Here is a 17,448-nt window from a genome sequence, read left to right as displayed (position 1 = left end):
TTTTAAAAACAACATGAAAAAGAAATATATCGTAATGATGGTGCTGGGCCTTATGGCAGCAACATCATGTAAAAAAGATTTTATAAACCTGGTGCCCGAGGATTCACTTTCGCCCGAAACGTTTTTCCAGACAGACGATCAGTTGGAGCAAGCAGTTGCAGCAGCCTACGTACCCCTGCGCGATCTGTTGATAAACGATTACCATACTTCGGAGATGCGGTCGGATAACACGCATTACATCCCCAACCCAAACAACCGTGGTACCGCTACCGTTTACCGCGAAAACGTATCTGATTGGAACAACGATGCCAATAACGATTATGTAAACGCTGTTTACTACCATTGCTACACCGGTATATCGCGCTCAAATATTGTGATAGGCCGCATACCACAAGCAGCAAAAGCAACCGTTGCAGGCAAGGCAAGGGCCGATGGCCAAGCCAAATTCCTGCGCGCCTGGAACTACTTTAAACTGGTACGTTTATTTGGCGGTGTGCCTTTGTATTTAACAGAGGTAACCAAGGCCGAGGAGGCATTTAAAAATCGCGCCACTGCCGATGAAGTTTACGCCCAGATCATCAGCGATGCTAAGGATGCGATAAAAGAGCTGCTGCCACCTGCAAAGTTCCCGCAAAGCGGCGAAGCTACCAAAGGCTCGGCAACCATGCTGCTGGCCGATGTGTATGTTACCCAGAAGAAATACGCCGAAGCAGAAGAACTGTTAAATACCCTGCCGGCCATGGGCTATGGGCTTAATGCCAATTATGCTGATGCCTTTTTGCCGGCAAACAAAAACGGCAGGGAATCTTTGTTCGAGGTGCAATATTTAGAAGGTACCGCAGTAGGCACGCAGCCTAACACGGTTATTTTTCAGTTTTTGCCAAAAACAACTACTACCGTACTTATTACCGGTACGGCGTTCCCAACCAACACCACGGGCTCAGGCTGGAATATCCCATCCTTCGATCTGCTGAATACCTACGAGGCTAACGATAAGCGTTTAGATGCCTCTATAGGTATCGCCGAGGGCACCAATGACGCCAGCTTTGTAATGAAAATCACAGCCGTTAAAAGCGCTGCCGGTTACATACCCAAAGCCGGCCAGGCTTATACGCCGTTCATCAAAAAGTATGTTCATGGCCCATATTTGGCCACCTCAAACTCAAACGACGACTGGCCTATGTACCGCTACTCTGAAGCCTTACTGCTATTGGCCGAGGCGCAGAACGAGCAAGGTAAATCGCCGCTTATAGCGCTTAATGCCGTGCGTACCAGGGCAGGTTTACCCGCCACTAACGAAAGTGGTCAATCGGCACTTAGGGATATTATTTTGCACGAGAGGCGCGTTGAGCTGGCCTTCGAGAACAAGCGTTTTCATGATCTGCAACGTGTGCCAAATGGTTTAAGCATTATGCAGACTTACGCGGATAAAGCTAAAACCACCTATACCAACCTGGAGCCAAGCGCTTTTAATATACGGGCTTTCAAGTTTTTATTCCCAGTACCATTGCCCGAGAGAAACCTGAACCCTGGCATGGAGCAAAACCCCGGATATTCATTTTAATAAATATACAAATGGCAAAAGGCGATAATGTGTTCGTTAAAACAAGGGTGCTGGGCACAGCACTCTTGTTTATGTTTGGTGTATGCGCCCAGGCGCAGGTACCCGGAAAAATAAAACAAACCGGGCAAGTATTGCTCCCCAACGGCTGGAAGCTTAGCCCCGCGGGCAGGTCATTACCTACCGGCGACTTGCCCCTAAATATCCAGCTGAGCGCAAGCGGCAAGTTGCTGGCGGTTACCAACAATGGGCAAAGCACCCAATCGGTACAACTGTTCGACCCTAAAGGCGAAAAACTGCTGGATGAAAAGGTGCTCAAAAGATCGTGGTATGGCCTAACCTTCAGCTACGACGAGCAGCACCTGTATGTATCCGGCGGGTACGATAATTCGATACTCGATTTTGGGCTGCAAAACGGTAAACTTGGCGATGCTGATACCATCAGGCTGGCGGTACCCTTCCCAAAAGGAAAGGTTTGCCCAACGGGTTTGGCGGTCACCAAAAAGAACGAGCGTTTGTACGCGGTTACCAAAGAGGATAGCTGCCTGTACACTATAAACCCTCCCACGCATAGCGTGGTAAGCAAGCTGAAACTGCCGGGTATTGCCTATAGCTGCCTGCTATCGCCCGATGAAAAGCTACTGTATATCTCCATTTGGGATATGGCGCAGGTCGCGGTTTATAACACGGCCACCGGTAAAATAGAACGCATCATTAACACCGGCGATCACCCCAACGAATTGCTGCTAAACCATAAGGGTACCGTACTGTTTGTGGCCAATGCCAACGAGAATACCGTTTCGGTTATAGATACAAAAACGGACAAGGTTATCGAAACCATATCCACCGTACTTTACCCCACCAAGCTGGCTGGCTCTACCACAAACGGGTTAGCCTTATCTGCCGATGAAAAAACCTTGTACGTAGCCAATGCTGATAACAACTGCCTCGCGGTATTCAAGGTGGCCAAACCCGGCAGTAGCCAAAGCCTGGGTTTTATACCGGTGGGCTGGTACCCAACCAACATCAAAACCCTCGGTAGCAAAATAATAGTCGCCAACGGAAAAGGGCTTACCTCCAAAGCAAACCCGCGTGGTCCTCAACCATTCGAAAAAGAGAATAATATAGGAGAACACGTTGGGCAAACCGCTAAAAGTGAGATACAGTATATCGGCGGCTTGTTTAAAGGCTCGCTATCATTTATAGACAGCCCTACGCCGGAGTTGCAAAAGAATTATACCAAACAGGTATACGCTAATACGCCCTTTAACAGCAAGCGTACCATCACTGCCGATGGTGTGGCCGGCAATCCTATTCCCCGCAAGGTTGGCGAGAAATCGCCTATTAAATACGTTTTCTACATCATCAAGGAGAACCGCACTTATGACCAGGTATTGGGCGATATGCCAAACGGTAACGGCGACACCTCGCTTTGCATTTTTGGACGGAAGATAACACCAAACCAACATGCCCTTGCCGACCAGTTTGTACTGCTGGATAACTTTTATGTTGATGCCGAAGTAAGCGCAGATGGGCATAATTGGAGCATGGCAGCTTACGCTACCGACATTATTGAAAAAACCTGGCCAACCAATTACGGCGCCCGCGGCCCGGCATACAATGGCTTCGCATCGGGCCCAAAAGATGGCTATATATGGGATTATTGCAAACGCGCGGGCGTTACCTACCGCAGCTACGGCGAATTTGGTTCCTACGGCAAAGCGCAGATAAAATCGCTGGAAGGGCACATGTCGCCGGCCTCCCCGGGTTTTAATATGAAGATAAAAGACCAAGTACGCGCCGATGCCTGGGAGCGGGATTTTGATTCGTTGATGAGGGCTAACGCCGTGCCTCAATTTAGTACGCTACGCATCTCTGCCGACCATACCAGCGGGCAAAAAAAGGGCGAGTATTCGCCAATTGCCGCCGTTGCAGATAACGACCTTGCTGTTGGGCGTATTATAGCCCATTTATCGCAAAGCGCTATCTGGAATCAATCGGTAGTGTTTATACTGGAGGATGATGCGCAGGCCGGTCCCGACCATGTTGACGCACACCGCTCACCAGCCTATGTGGTTGGCCCGTATGTAAAACGAAATGCGGTAATTCACGGCATGTATTCTACGTCGGGTATGCTGCGCACTATCGAATTGATATTGGGCCTGCCGCCAATGAGTCAGTATGACGCAGCCGCATTACCGATGTTCGATTGCTTTACCAGCAAGTCCGATAATACGCCATTTAAACTCATAGGCGCGCAGGTGGATATTGATGCCCGCAATGTTGCTGTTAACGAAAGCAGCAAACGGTCGGGATCGTTCAACCTGGCCAATGAAGATAAAGTGCCCGACCGCGACATGAACGAGGTAATATGGAAATACATTAAAGGCGAAAATGCTACAATGCCTGCCCCAAAACGTAGCGCCTTTGTTATCCTGGAGCAAAAAAAGAAAGACGACGACGATTAAAATACTGCTAAAAAACACTTTCAGCCATGATAAAAAAACACCTTTTAGCCTGCAAACTATTGTTGTTGTGCATGGCCTTTAGTGGCGTTGCTTTTGCACAATTGGATACCCTGCAACGGGTAATACCCGGCCGCGCAAACAGCGCCGAGCAACAGAAAAAGCCATATGTGATACTGATATCTGCCGATGGTTTCCGTTGGGATTATGCGGAGAAATACCAGGCCAAAAACCTGCTTAAATTTTCCGCAGAAGGTATCCGTGCCGAAGCAATGATGCCATCTTTCCCGGCATCAACCCATGCTAATCACTTTACCTTGGTGAGCGGGCTTTACCCATCGCACTCGGGCATTGTGGGCAATGATTTTTACGATCCTGCCAAAAAGCAAAAATTCAAGCCGCGCGATGCCAGCTTTTACGGCGAAGAACCAATTTGGGTAACGGCCGAAAAGCAACAAATGCTTACCGCCAGTTTTTACTGGATAGATAGCCAGGCGGCTATAAAAGGCATTAAACCTACCTACGGATACTTACCAAACCCGGCCAAAGAAATATTTGTGAAGGATAGGGTTATCGCTATTAAAAAATGGCTGAGCTTGCCCGAGGATAAACGCCCGCATTTTATGGCTTGCTATTTCCCAAATACCGACCATGCAGGGCACCTGTTCGGCCCCGACTCTAAAGAAGTTGAGCAAGCCGTACAATTTGTTGATGATGCCGTTGCCCAGATGGTAGCGGCCGCACAGGAAACCGGGCTGCCGGTGAACTTCATATTTGTATCAGACCACGGCATGACGCCTGTTGACCGCCAACACCCGCTGGCCATCCCGGCATCTATAGATACGGCTAAATTTGTAGTGATATCGCAGGGCAACTACGTTTGCATCCACGCAAAAAATGCGGTAGATATTATGCCGATGTACGACAAATTAAAATCCGAAAACGTAAAAGGTTACGATGTGGTACTTAAAAAAGATGTGCCTTTAAATACCCGTTTTGGCCCGGCGGATGATAAGTATAACCGCGTTGGCGATATTTTGCTGATGGCGCATTACCCTCAAATATTTTCGCCAAAGCCTAACCCGGGCGCACATGGTTTCAGCCCTTACGAAGTAAAGGATAACCAGGCTACGTTTTTTGCCTGGGGCCCCGCGTTTAAGCCGCACACGCAGATAAAGCCATTCGAAAACGTGGAGATATATGATGTAATGACACAGATCCTCGGTATACGAGGCTTGCCTAACGATGGCAAAGGAACCCTGGCTAAAGAAATTTTAAAGTCACATTAATTTAATTACAGCAGCATGAAAAAGATCCTCTTTACGCTTTTGGCGGGCTCGTTTCTCGCTTCAGCAGCAATGGCGCAGGTAACAGGCTTAAAACCAACTTTACCCGGCGGGAATATTCCTGCACAGCCTTTTCTCTTTTCTGTAAATACGCTTACGGGCAATTCGGCTTACTGGGCGGTTAATGCCAGCAGTAACTACGCACAGCGCAGCGCCGGCGCATTTGGTTACGACGGTGCCGACCAGCAAATTGCCGTTAAAGGTTACCTGGGCAACCGCTTTACCCTATATGCCAATGCCGATTTGGGCTTTGCGAACAACGGTGGTGTAGCCAGCGCGCAACAGGCAGAAATTATCCGCGATTTTGTAGGTGGCAAACAAGCATACGGCTTACGTTTTGGTGTAGGGCTTGGTGCTAACCGCGACTTTTTAAGCGTGGGCGCGTTATTCAGCAGGATAACGGCATCCTTCGAGTCGCCACGGTGGCGGATGGGGGGCAACCTTCGCCTGGAGAAAGCTTTCGCCGGCAATCGCGATGGGATAGACCTGGTTACCAGTTTCGGTTTTCAGCACCGCTTAGCCGGGCCTGTATTTGCCGGCTTTGAAATTATGGGGCAAGACCTGGAAGGCTTTTGGGAAGCCGATGAAGCTGAAGGTGGGGCGAAACTGCTCATTGGTCCATCTATTAATGTAGCGCCACAAAACTCACGCTTCTCGTTTTCGGTAAGCGGCGGGCCGGTATTTTATGCCACGCACAGCACAGCAGCATTGTCCGGCGCTATAAGGGATATTGGCAACGTTGCTGCCCAAAATGGGTACACGCTTCGAGCTATGGTATCTTTCAACCTGCGGCGCTACTAATCAACAGCTACCATCTGCAGAAACTCAAAGAACAGTAAAAAACGTCATATCAAAATCTTTGGTTAAAAGAGGCTCCCCTTGTGATTTTAAGGCTTTTTGATGCTTTATCGGCAGAATGAATAAAAGAGAATAATCATGTTCTATAAATAAACGCAGTTGGTTCGAATTATGTCCAACCTCAGAAGCAAAGCCTCAAACGACTAGAGGATTTGTATCCTAATTTCACATAATTCGAGTTACAGTAAAATTAATATCCGACAGAAAACCACCTTACTCCCACGAATTAAATATTAATTAACACTTTATGGTGTTTTAAAACATATTCGTTACGGTAATTTGTATTTTTAAAGTATGTGCCTAAAAACTTCGCTCTCGGTATCGTCCCTTATTATTATCTGTGCCATGTTGACCGGCTGCCAATCTGCCCTTGATAAAAGAAGCACAGCTGAGAATGATGTGCTGAACATGCATCACCCTTATGATGATAGTACACTTACTAATAAACTCCTGCCTGTAATGATGCCTTATAACCGGCTGGTTGCCTCCGCGGGCAAAGTAGTAAGTTTTGGCGATCCCGAACTTGAAAATCACAGCCTGGATGTTAAGCTTATACCGGGTACAACATTATTGGCGATTGAAGACAGGTATGGTATAGCCATTATAGATACCATCACAAAAAAACTCACCAGCCGCTGGGCCTATAACAACAACAGCAAATACCGGGGCTTAATGAGCACTTATTCGGGCTTAAAAGTAGCCCGGATAAATGGCCGGATAAATATCTTCTGGAGCGCGGCTTTGGCTAATGGAAAAAACTCGCGTTCGCTTGTTTTGCGTGCCAGTTGGGATGGTGAAAAGCTAAGCATCATCAGCTCCATTGAGTTTACTCCGCAAATCCCGGCCCCGCTGGCACTGCCAAATGAAATAGCCATTACCAATGAGAACGGCAAGGACTATCTGTACGTAGTATTAAACGGCAATAATCAACTGGTAAAAACCGACCTGACGAACAATAAAACAGTTTACGCTGCGCCTACCGGCGTTGCCCCTTACGGCTTGGTAATTGTAAAAGACAAAGCTTATGTTACTAATTGGGCGGGGCCGGTGCCTGCCGACACCGTTAATAAAGAAACTGCCGGCGTACCTTTCGGCCAAACTTACATCGACCCAAAAACAGGCGCTACTTTAATGGGTACAGTGTCTGTAATCAACCCGGTAAACGGTGCCACTATAAAACAGATCCCCGTTGGTTTGCACCCAAACGCTATTATTGCCAGCACCGACGGGCAATTTGTATATGTAGCCAACGGTAACAGCGATGAGTTATCGGTAATATCAACCGGCACGCTTCAAAATATCCAATCAATAGCTGTGAAGCTAATGCCGGGCAAAAAAAGCTTCGTAGGCGATACCCCCAACGCGCTGGCCATTAACGCCGCCGGTACTACGTTATATGTAGCCAATGGGATGGACAATGCAGTAGCGGTTATAAAATTGGGCAACAAAGCGGCACTAAAAGGCTCCGGCGCCAGCGAGGTTAAAGGTTTTATACCAACTGAAGCCTACCCCGGAGGACTGGCGATAGATGGCAATAACCTTTTCGTCACCAATTTAGAAGGCGAAGGCGCACGCGTCGGGAGTGGGGAATTAAGCCAGGATGACCGCCCGGGCAACGATGTGGTGGAATCCTTTAACTCACATCATCAAAAGGCCACTCTATCTATCATTGGCATCCCGGACGATAGTACATTAAAAGATTACACCAAAAGGGTGAAAGAGCTGAATCTTACCTTTAGGCAAGAACTGGCCTTGTTGCTACCACGAAAAAACGTGGCGCCTAAGCCAATGCCCGAGCGGATAGGCGAGCCATCAGTATTTAACCACGTGCTTTACATCATCAAAGAAAACCGTACTTACGATCAGGTGTTGGGGGATATGCCCGAGGGTAACGGTAACAGATCGTTATGCATCTATGGCGACAGCATTACGCCCAACCAGCATAGTTTAGCACGCAAGTACATGTTGCTGGATAATTATTATGCATCGGGCAAGTGTTCTGCAGAGGGGCACCAATGGACGGATGCTGCAATGGTGACCGATTATGTGGAGAAGAACGTAAGGGCATGGTTTCGCAGCTATCCGCACGTTCAGGAAGATGCGCTGGTGTATGGCAGCAACGGCTTTATCTGGAATAACGCTGCCGACCATGGCAAAACCGTGCGCATTTATGGCGAAGCATGCCAACCCCGCATGGATAACGCGCTAACCTGGTCCACTATCTTTAATGACTACCAGGCAGGCAGGCCCCTTAAATTTGTTAACACCAGTACCATATCCCGCGTAAGGCCCATGCTCTCGCAAAACTTCCCGGGATCTGACGAGCACCGCATTACCGAACAGGTAAGGGCTTCTGCATTTATAAAGGAACTGAAAGCGTATGAGGCGCAACCCGGCGATGCCTTGCCACAACTAATGGTTATGGCATTATCTGCAGACCATACCGTTGGCACCCGCCCCGGCCTGCCTACGCCTAACGCCATGGTGGCCGATAACGACCTGGCTGTAGGCCGCATAGTAGAAGCGGTTACCAAAAGCCGTTTTTGGAAGAATACCGTGATCTTTATAACCGAAGATGATTCGCAGGCGGGATGGGACCATGTATCCGCATACCGTACCACGGGGTTTGTAATTAGTCCATACAGCGTATTTCAACACAAGGTAAGCACCAATTACAACCAGGTAAGCATGGTACGCTCTATCGAGCAGATACTGGGTATCCCCCCTATGAACATACTGGATGCCTCTGCGCTGCCTATGTTTAACTGTTTTAACCAACGGCACAATACAACACCTTATCAAAGCCTGGCTAACAGAGTTGCTATAGACAGGATTAACCCCGGTATTGCCAAATTAAAAGGGGCTGAACTGCACTACGCCAAACTATCTTTACGGCCCGAGTACGATCATATAGACGGCGGGAACGACGATGTAATGAACCGCATCCTTTGGTTTGCCGCTAAAGGCAAAAAAGCCTACCCTGCAAATTTAGCAGGGAAGGATGCAGATGACTAACCGTTAAGAACCTTAAGTTTTTCAACAGGCGGTCATTCAAATGGTTGCCTGTTTTATTTTTGCATCACCTGGTTGCATGCAATCTTAAGTTGGTATTAAAATATTGTTAATACAATGAGGCTTGTTTGAGAAAAGTTCCCTTGTTAATTGCAAATGTTATTAATAACCTAATGGTCAGTTGATATTTTGCTAATAAAGCCTAAATATATTTGCAGTTAATTCAATCGGGCTATATCTCTCCACAAAACAATTCATTTATGAAAAAAATTTACCAGCGCTTTATTACCAGCAAAAATTATCATTCACGGCAATGGATAATACTACTTTGCGCAATGGTCATTAACGTATTACCTGCATTTTCCCAAACCGGGCGTACCGTGAGCGGTGCCGTTACCGACGAAAAAAACCAGCCTCTCCCAGGTGTTTCTGTAACAATTACCAGCAGCGGTAACGGAGTGATGACCGATGTAAACGGTAAATATGCGGTAAGCGTATCGGGCAACATTGTTACTTTAAGGTTCAGCTTCATTGGCTATACTTCCAGGGATGTAAAAGTTGGGGCCGATAACACTGTAAACGTCAGTCTGCTTCCTGATGCGAGGCAATTAAAAGATGTTGTAGTGATAGGATACGGCACCTCCAGTAAAAAGGATGTTACCGGTGCCATCACTTCGGTAAAAGCCGAAGAGTTTAACGCCGGCGTGCTAACTACCCCTGCCGAACTTTTGCAGGGTAAAGTTGCGGGGTTAAACATTACAAAAAGCGGCGACCCTAACAAGCAGCCGGCTACTATACTGCGTGGCCCCTCTACCCTGCGCGAAGGCGCCGCACAGCAGCCATTTTATGTAATTGATGGTGTACCGGGTGCTTCTATAGACCTGCTTGCCCCTGCCGATATCGAAAGCATCGACGTTTTAAAAGACGCGTCCTCTACAGCAATTTATGGTTCGCGTGCGGCAAACGGGGTAATTATTGTTACCACGCGCAAAGCGAGGGCAGGCCAAACCCGGCTTAGTTACAGCGCTTACGGTGCCATGGAAAAGGTATCTAAACAGATAGATGTACTAACCGGAGACGAACTGCGCAAATACTTATCGGATAATGGCGTAAAAGCTTTGGCTAAGCCCCTGGATGATGACGGATCTAACACCAACTGGCAAAAACTTGCAGAAAGGAAAAGCTATTCGCAAAATCATAACCTTTCCTATAGCGGTGCAGGCAATAACGCCGAATACGGTGCAAGTGTAAACTACTTTAAAAACGATGGTATATTAAAGAACACCAGCTTGGAGCGTACTATCTTTAAAGGATACATCAACCAGCGTTTTTTTAACGACCGACTTAAACTTGGCATAACCCTTACAAACAGCGCAACAAAAAGCGATGATATTGTGCAGAGCCAAGTACTATCGGGTATATTGTTTTACCTGCCAACTGTTAGTCCGTTTAATCCCGATGGCAGCTACAAAGAAAACTTTGCCCGTACAGGCAGCGGTACTTTAAACCCGCTATCGCTTATTGATAACAATTTTGTTAAAACCGACAATAATAAAACCCTTATTAATGGCTTCGCCTCGGTAGATATATTAAAAGGTTTAAAGTTTACGCTGAATGGGTCAACGCAAAAAGATCAGAATAATGTTAACAGCTATTTAAATAGCAAATCGGGCCTGGCAGTAGGTTTAAATGGCGTTGCTAACCGCACAGCGTATAAAAACACCAGCGATGTAGTAGAAGCATTCTTAAATTACGACAGGGACTTCGGCCTTCACAGCGTCAAGCTATTAGGTGGTTACTCCTACCAGCAAGACCGTACCAACGATGGTTTTGGTGTGCAGACCCAGGGTTTTTCTAACGATAATTTAACTTTTAACAATTTGTTCCTTTCTAACCCAAGCAACCTGGCGCAGATCAAGTTCGACCAAAATTATATCTCAACCCGGAGATTGATCTCTTACTATGGGCGTGTGCAATACCAGTACAACGATAAGTACTTATTGCAGGCATCGTTAAGGGAAGACGGCTCATCTACATTTGGCATCAATCAGCGCCACGGTTACTTCCCGGCAGCCTCTGTTGGCTGGAGAATTATCAGCGAAAAGTTCATGGAAAAAATCCCTGTTATCAGCGACCTGAAATTACGTGCCGGTTACGGTGTATCGGGTAACAGCTTAGGTTTCGACGCCTTTACCGCGCAGTTAATTTACGGCATCCCTCCGGGTGGTGGTAAATTCCTCAACAATGGTGTTATCACTAACCCTATTGGCCCCGTACGTAACGAAAACCTTGATTTGAAATGGGAGAGCACAGCTACTACCAACATCGGCTTAGATTTTGGTTTATTCGGTAACCGCTTAACTGGTTCGGTAGATTATTATATCAAGAAAACTTCAGATTTAATTACTGACTACATCGTATCAACTACTCAATACTTTGTGCCTTTATTAACGGCTAACGTTGGTAAGATTAAAAACAGCGGTATCGAAGTAGCGTTAAGTGCCATACCGGTAAAAACAAACAGCTTTACCTGGCGCTCATCTATCAACGTATCGCATAATAAAAACGTGGTGGAGAGTTTGTCTAACGCGCAATTTACTATTCCTAACCTTCTTACAGCACAGCTTGGGGGTAAAGGGCAGTCGTTTTTGAGCAGCCAAATTATTCAGCCGGGTTATGCTATCGGCACCTATTACCTGTGGCACTATTTGGGTAAAGATGCAAACGGTGTAAGCACCTACCAAAAAGCAGATGGAACAACTACGGCAGCTCAACCGCTTACTACCGATCAGCGCGTTACCGGCAGTGCGCAGCCAAAACTAATTTACGGCTGGAGCAACAGCTTTAATTACAAAAGCTTCGATTTCAACTTCCTGGTACGCGGTGTTTATGGCAACCAGATCTTGAACGCTACGCTTGCATCATTAAACAACCCGGCCGATTCTAAGTTCCAGAATATCCCGAGGTTCACATTGGGCGAATCGTTTAAAGATGTTAACGGCTACCTCGTATCAGATCGTTTTCTGGAAAACGGCTCGTACCTGCGTTTAGATAACGCCACATTGGGTTACACCATCAGGCCGAATGTGAAAGCTATAAAGAATATCCGCCTGTACCTTTCGGGCAATAACATCTTTGTGATCACCAAATACCGCGGTGTAGACCCAGAAATAAACATCGGTGGCTTAACCCCTGGGATTGATAACAAAGATTTTTATCCTAAAACCCGCACGTTTAGTGTTGGTGTAACCGCTTCATTTTAAACATCCATATCAATAAATACAGATGAAAAAGATATTTATATTATGTGCCAGCATTGCAGTACTTGCCGGCGCCTACTCTTGCACCAAGTTAGATGTGCCGGTAGAATCGCAGTACGTAAAATCAAACTTCCCTGTTACCGACGCGGACTATAACGCATTGATCGGTACGATTTACTCCAACCTGTCGTCGCAATTTGCGGTACCCTATTGGCGTATGCAAGAGCTATCTACAGATGAGGCTATACTACCTGCCCGCGACGGTAACTTTGATGATGGTGGCCAGTACCGCCAACTGCATTACCACACCTGGACGTTCGATCATCCAAACGTTACGGCTATATGGCAGTGGGGCTTTGGCGGTATCAATACCTGTAACCGCATCATCAGCGTAATTAACGCAGGCCCATCATCTGACGCTAAAAAAGCGGCTTCTATTGCCGAGGTTAAAGCTATGCGTGCTTTATATAACTATTTTATGATGGATTTATATGGCAATATTCCATTGATAACAGAATTTCCGGTGACCACACAGCCAGCTACCCAATCGCGTGCTAAAGCCTTTCAGTATATAGAAAGTGAACTATTAAGCGTAGTGCAGCAGTTGCCCGAAAAAACCAATAACAGTACTTTAAACACTTTATATTATGGCCGCCCAACAAAAGGGATGGTATTTGCTCTTTTAGCAAAAATGTACCTTAACGCCCAAGTATACACTGGCGCTGCTAAATATACCGAAGCAGTTGCAATGGCTGATAGCGTAATTAAAAACAAGAACTACAGTCTTGATGCGAAATTCCGCGATGTGTTTTTACCAAATAATGGCCCGCAGATAAACGAAACCATATTTGCTATCCCTTACGATCAGCAAATACCGGGTAACCAGTTCACCCGTTTCGGTTTCTTTTACTACCTGGTAAATGCTTATGGTTTCAACGTAGGTTTAAGTATTGCTATGAGTACCACGCCCGAGTTTTATAACAGGTTTAACTTAACAGGTGATGCGCGTACAAGAACGTGGCTGGCAGGCCCGCAATTTGCACCTGATGGTAATGGAGGTTTTACAAGCCAGCCGGTATATTACCCTGGTACCACAACGCAAATAGTTATAGAGCCTAAACTAACTTTGGTGCCCGGCAAGCCGATGGATCTGGGTAATACCATAGCAAGTCAATCGGAAGGTGTACGCTCGATGAAATATTATCCCGATCCTACAATTATACAGGCCACCCGTTTAAATGGTAATGATGTGCCTGTTTTCCGTTTGGCCGATGTGATAATGATGAAAGCCGAAGCTATTTTACGTGGAGCTGCTGCCACCAGCGTTAACGGCGAGTTACAAACACCAGATGTTTTGGTTAACAAGATCCGCGCCCGTGCCGGTGCACCAGCGGTAGCCGGTATTGATCTGCAAGGCCTGCTTGATGAGCGCGCCCGCGAGTTTTCATGGGAAGCATGGCGCCGTAACGACCTGATCCGTTTTGGGCAGTATGAAGTGGAATACCCACTACCAAACGATGTGCTTACCATGAATAAGGACGTTAACCGCAGGCTTTTTCCGATACCTGCGCAGGAAATTAAACTTAACCCAAACCTGGTTCAAAACCCGGGTTATTAATAAAACAAATAAACACACAAACAGCCCCAACTTTCTTCCGTCGGGGCTGTTTCTAATTTAAAACCCATGAAAATTACATTCGGTTTATTGCTGGTTGCAGCCTGTTCGTTAACAACTGGCAACAAACCAGGCGACAACACACCTATTAACCATGTGCAAATAATAGGCTCGCACAACAGCTATAAAAAAGCCATCGACCCCAGGTTATTTAAAATGCTGCAAGGCCGCGATTCTGTGGCGATGAGCAAGATAGATTATGAGCACAGCACCCTTACCGAGCAACTGGATTTAGGATTGCTGGATTTGGAAATAGACGTTTATGCCGATACCCTTGGCGGTAAATATGCCCACCCGAAAGGCTTGGATTGGGTACCCGGCCAACCGGCATTTGATACCGACGGCATAATGAAACAACCTGGTTTTAAAGTTTTCCATATCCAGGATATCGATTTCAGGAGCCAGTGCGCTACGTTTAAGCAATGCCTGCAGGAATTGAGGAAATGGTCTGACGCTCACCCGGACCATAACCCAATATTTATCACCATGAATGCTAAAGATGAGCCGATGAAGAAACCTGGCTTTACCATTCCGGATAAATTTGACTCGCGCATTTATGATAAGCTGGATAAAGAGATTGCCGACAATTTAGGAATGGACCATGTGCTAACACCAGATAATGTACGTGGTAAATACAGTACTTTGGAGCAAGCTGTTTTGCACCAAAACTGGCCGACTCTGAAACAAGCCAAGGGCAAGTTTATTTTTTTGCTGGACGAGCCAAAACCTAAAACAGACATTTACATTGCCGGCCACCCATCCTTAAAAGGCAGGGTGTTATTCACCAATTCCGAGCCGGGTGCCCCAGAATCGGCTATTTACGTAATGAACGATGCCAAAAAACAGCAAGCACAAATTACCGCGCTGGTAAAAAAAGGATACATCATTCGCACCCGTGCAGACAGCGACACCGAAGAAGCAAGGACTAATGATAAAAGCAGCTTCGTGGCAGCGCAGCAATCAGGCGCACAGATCATTTCTACCGATTACTATAAAAAGAGCAACCACTTTAAATCAGAGTATATCATCAGCTTTGCAGATGGTGGCTATTTAAGAACTAACCCTTTATTTACCGGAAAGCAATAAATCAGCATCGCCTGGCATGGATCTTAAATGGCCTGGTTGGCTGACGCAGCTATACTTTGGATAACTATACTTTCAACGCAGGAATGGAGTACCAGGGGCAAAATATCGGTACCGAACTGCCGACGGAGGAGTTTTGCCGCAAGCTAACTGGATTTAATGACAAAGCTTTAACCGATAGGATCAGAGTCAAGTGCGGAACTTTGGTACTAAACTGTATATAGCTTAAAGAAGTTAACAGTTACGGTGCCGAGCCATTTATAAGGTAATACAATACAAAGACCATTACGCCGGCGGAAATATCATTCTTTGTTAGTCGATGCCCATCGAGCCCGGCGAGAAAAGAAATCTAAGCTGCTTGTAACGATGTGTATTGTTTTTTTCCAACTAACGACTGGTTTACCTGCCTGTTAACATGCGTACCTTAGACTAATAATCTGGGGGCGAATGATTCAATAAAATCCGGTACGCTTACATTTTTTTCGGCTGTTTTGTCTTTGCCATATTTGCCTATTGATCTTTTGGTTCCCACAGTTGAATTTTGTTTCCTTCAAGATCTAAAATATGAACAAATTTACCGTAGGCGAACGTTTCTATCTTATCAACGATGGTCACATTTTCTTTCCTGAGCTCTTCAACCAATCTCTCCAGATCATCAACCCTGTAATTGATCATAAAATCCTTGGTCGAGGGCGCGAAATATTTTGTATTTTCCGGAAACGGATTCCATTGGGTAAGTCCCTTTTTTTTACAGTCTCCTGCCTCGCGCCACTCAAAACTTGCTCCGTATGGCGTGGTGTCGAAACCGAGATGAAATTTATACCATTCGTTGATCGCTTTCGGATCCTTGCATTTAAAAAATAGCCCCCCTATACCTGTTACTTTTTTCATTTTTTGATTATTGTTAATAATGATTGTGTTTACCTTAAAGCCTGATAGAAAGGAAGCGGCTATAACTATGGGGAGCAAGACTATTTTTTTCATTTTTTTGATTTGAAATTATTTATTGCTTTAACGGGAATCCCGATATCCAAATCGAAATGGCTCCAGTTGCATACATTCTCCCTATCTAAGAACACTTCCAATCCGGGTTGCGTCTCGCATTCATACTCACTGTTGATCAGCCAGTAATCAAAAAGATAATTTATACCAGCTGCTACCAAATTGATATCACCTGATACTTTGGTAAAAGCATATTTACATGCAGGCAGGACAGTCCTTTGTACCGGGCTGTCCGCAGTCATCTTAAAATCTTTTGGCAGCGTAATGCATGCTTCATACCTGTATTTCTCTTTTGGAGTTACTTCAGGGTCGTCCTTCGACATGCCAAAAATAGTCTCCGATCCATACAGGCCGACCTCTTTTGACCAATCGATCAGTTTCGCAAATGCAGTGATGACTATGCCTTTTTTAAATGCATCCGTCACCCTAATGTATGCGATCCTCCTTTCCGGCAAATGCTTAATTCGAACAGGAAAAAGTTGTTCCAGTTCTTCCGGCGTCAAGTCACAATGATATTCAGTTATTGGTTGTAAATCTTTGCGAATCTTGCTGTTTTTTATTTTTTCTCCTTTTCGATATTGACCCGGCGAAACGCCGAAATATTTTTTAAATGAACGCGACAACGTTGCCGTAGATGAAAAACCGCACTCAGTTGCAATTTCAGCAATTGTTTTTTTGGACAACCTAAGAAGACGCGCAGTTTTTTCATTGCGCATCCTGTTGGTGAAAGCGTTTACGGTTTCACCCATCATAGCAACGAAAACACGGTGAAAATGAAAAGGAGAAAAAAAAGCAACGGAAGCTAATTCGTCGAGGGAAACAGACTTGTCCAAGTTATTAATCAAGTGATCAATGACCTGATTTATTCTTCGTTGATAAATATCAGTTGATCTGTTCATAAGTTTATTTATTCTGCAATATACAGATCAGTCAGATACAGCAGGCCTACATCATAAGTTCAAAAACAATTAATGGTTGTTCGTCTTTTTACACTTATGTAATCAGGTAAAAATGTCCTGAGCCTGGACTCGGACCAGGGACGCGCTGAATAACAGTCAGATGCCGTGACTTTTCTCAAATGGTGTTTTATTCTATTTAGGCTAAACATTTATGATATAAAATCAGTGATTTTTCTTATCTTCTAAATAAGAAAACGATTTACAGTTATAACGATGTGGCTGCTGCT

Annotated in this window: 10 protein-coding genes; 8 read left to right on the top strand and 2 right to left on the bottom strand. The window is 45.7% G+C overall.

What is annotated here, in order from left to right; genetic code table 11:
- The first annotated feature begins 13 nt into the window (after positions 1 to 13).
- The 8 genes from EPL05_RS08405 to EPL05_RS08370 all read left to right on the top strand — a co-directional run bounded on the left by EPL05_RS08405 (position 14) and on the right by EPL05_RS08370 (position 15,263).
- The gene (locus EPL05_RS08405; protein WP_128533491.1) at positions 14 to 1,564 is read left to right on the top strand and encodes a RagB/SusD family nutrient uptake outer membrane protein; all 1,551 of its coding nucleotides are present in this window, start codon (positions 14 to 16) and stop codon (positions 1,562 to 1,564) included.
- Positions 1,565 to 1,575: 11 nt separating this feature from the next.
- On the top strand, positions 1,576 to 4,029 hold the full coding sequence (locus tag EPL05_RS08400; protein WP_243837251.1) for a bifunctional YncE family protein/alkaline phosphatase family protein: 2,454 nt from the start codon (positions 1,576 to 1,578) through the stop codon (positions 4,027 to 4,029).
- 26 nt (positions 4,030 to 4,055) lie between these two features.
- Positions 4,056 to 5,315 carry an alkaline phosphatase family protein gene (locus EPL05_RS08395; RefSeq protein WP_128533490.1) on the top strand — a complete coding sequence of 420 codons (1,260 nt, stop codon included), beginning with the start codon at positions 4,056 to 4,058 and terminating at the stop codon, positions 5,313 to 5,315.
- A gap of 15 nt (positions 5,316 to 5,330) precedes the next feature.
- A complete protein-coding gene (locus EPL05_RS08390; protein ID WP_128533489.1) occupies positions 5,331 to 6,173 on the top strand; it encodes a hypothetical protein in 843 nt (280 codons plus the stop codon).
- A 351-nt stretch (positions 6,174 to 6,524) separates the two neighbouring features.
- Positions 6,525 to 9,245 (top strand): bifunctional YncE family protein/alkaline phosphatase family protein, encoded by a 2,721-nt coding sequence (locus EPL05_RS08385; RefSeq protein WP_128533488.1) that lies wholly within the window; start codon positions 6,525 to 6,527, stop codon positions 9,243 to 9,245.
- 257 nt (positions 9,246 to 9,502) lie between these two features.
- Positions 9,503 to 12,505: a SusC/RagA family TonB-linked outer membrane protein gene (locus EPL05_RS08380; protein ID WP_128533487.1), complete on the top strand. Its 3,003-nt coding sequence runs from the start codon at positions 9,503 to 9,505 to the stop codon at positions 12,503 to 12,505.
- A 22-nt stretch (positions 12,506 to 12,527) separates the two neighbouring features.
- The gene (locus EPL05_RS08375; protein WP_128533486.1) at positions 12,528 to 14,120 is read left to right on the top strand and encodes a RagB/SusD family nutrient uptake outer membrane protein; all 1,593 of its coding nucleotides are present in this window, start codon (positions 12,528 to 12,530) and stop codon (positions 14,118 to 14,120) included.
- Between the two features lie 66 nt (positions 14,121 to 14,186).
- Entirely contained in the window at positions 14,187 to 15,263 is a 1,077-nt protein-coding gene (locus tag EPL05_RS08370; RefSeq protein ID WP_128533485.1) for a phosphatidylinositol-specific phospholipase C1-like protein, read from the top strand.
- A 507-nt stretch (positions 15,264 to 15,770) separates the two neighbouring features.
- Here the strand turns inward: EPL05_RS08370 and EPL05_RS08365 are convergent.
- Both EPL05_RS08365 and EPL05_RS08360 read right to left on the bottom strand, forming a co-directional pair.
- Complete coding sequence (locus EPL05_RS08365; RefSeq protein ID WP_208394706.1) at positions 15,771 to 16,244, bottom strand: VOC family protein; 474 nt, start codon at positions 16,242 to 16,244, stop codon at positions 15,771 to 15,773.
- The gene (locus EPL05_RS08360) at positions 16,241 to 17,161 is read right to left on the bottom strand and encodes an AraC family transcriptional regulator (RefSeq protein WP_128533484.1); all 921 of its coding nucleotides are present in this window, start codon (positions 17,159 to 17,161) and stop codon (positions 16,241 to 16,243) included. The genes EPL05_RS08365 and EPL05_RS08360 overlap by 4 nt, the downstream gene beginning before the upstream one ends.
- Positions 17,162 to 17,448: the final 287 nt, after the last annotated feature.

It is taken from the genome of Mucilaginibacter gilvus, from assembly GCF_004054195.1.
Lineage (GTDB): Bacteria > Bacteroidota > Bacteroidia > Sphingobacteriales > Sphingobacteriaceae > Mucilaginibacter > Mucilaginibacter gilvus.
Note: the sequence above shows the minus strand (reverse complement) of the source record. Positions and strands in the feature narration are given on the sequence as shown.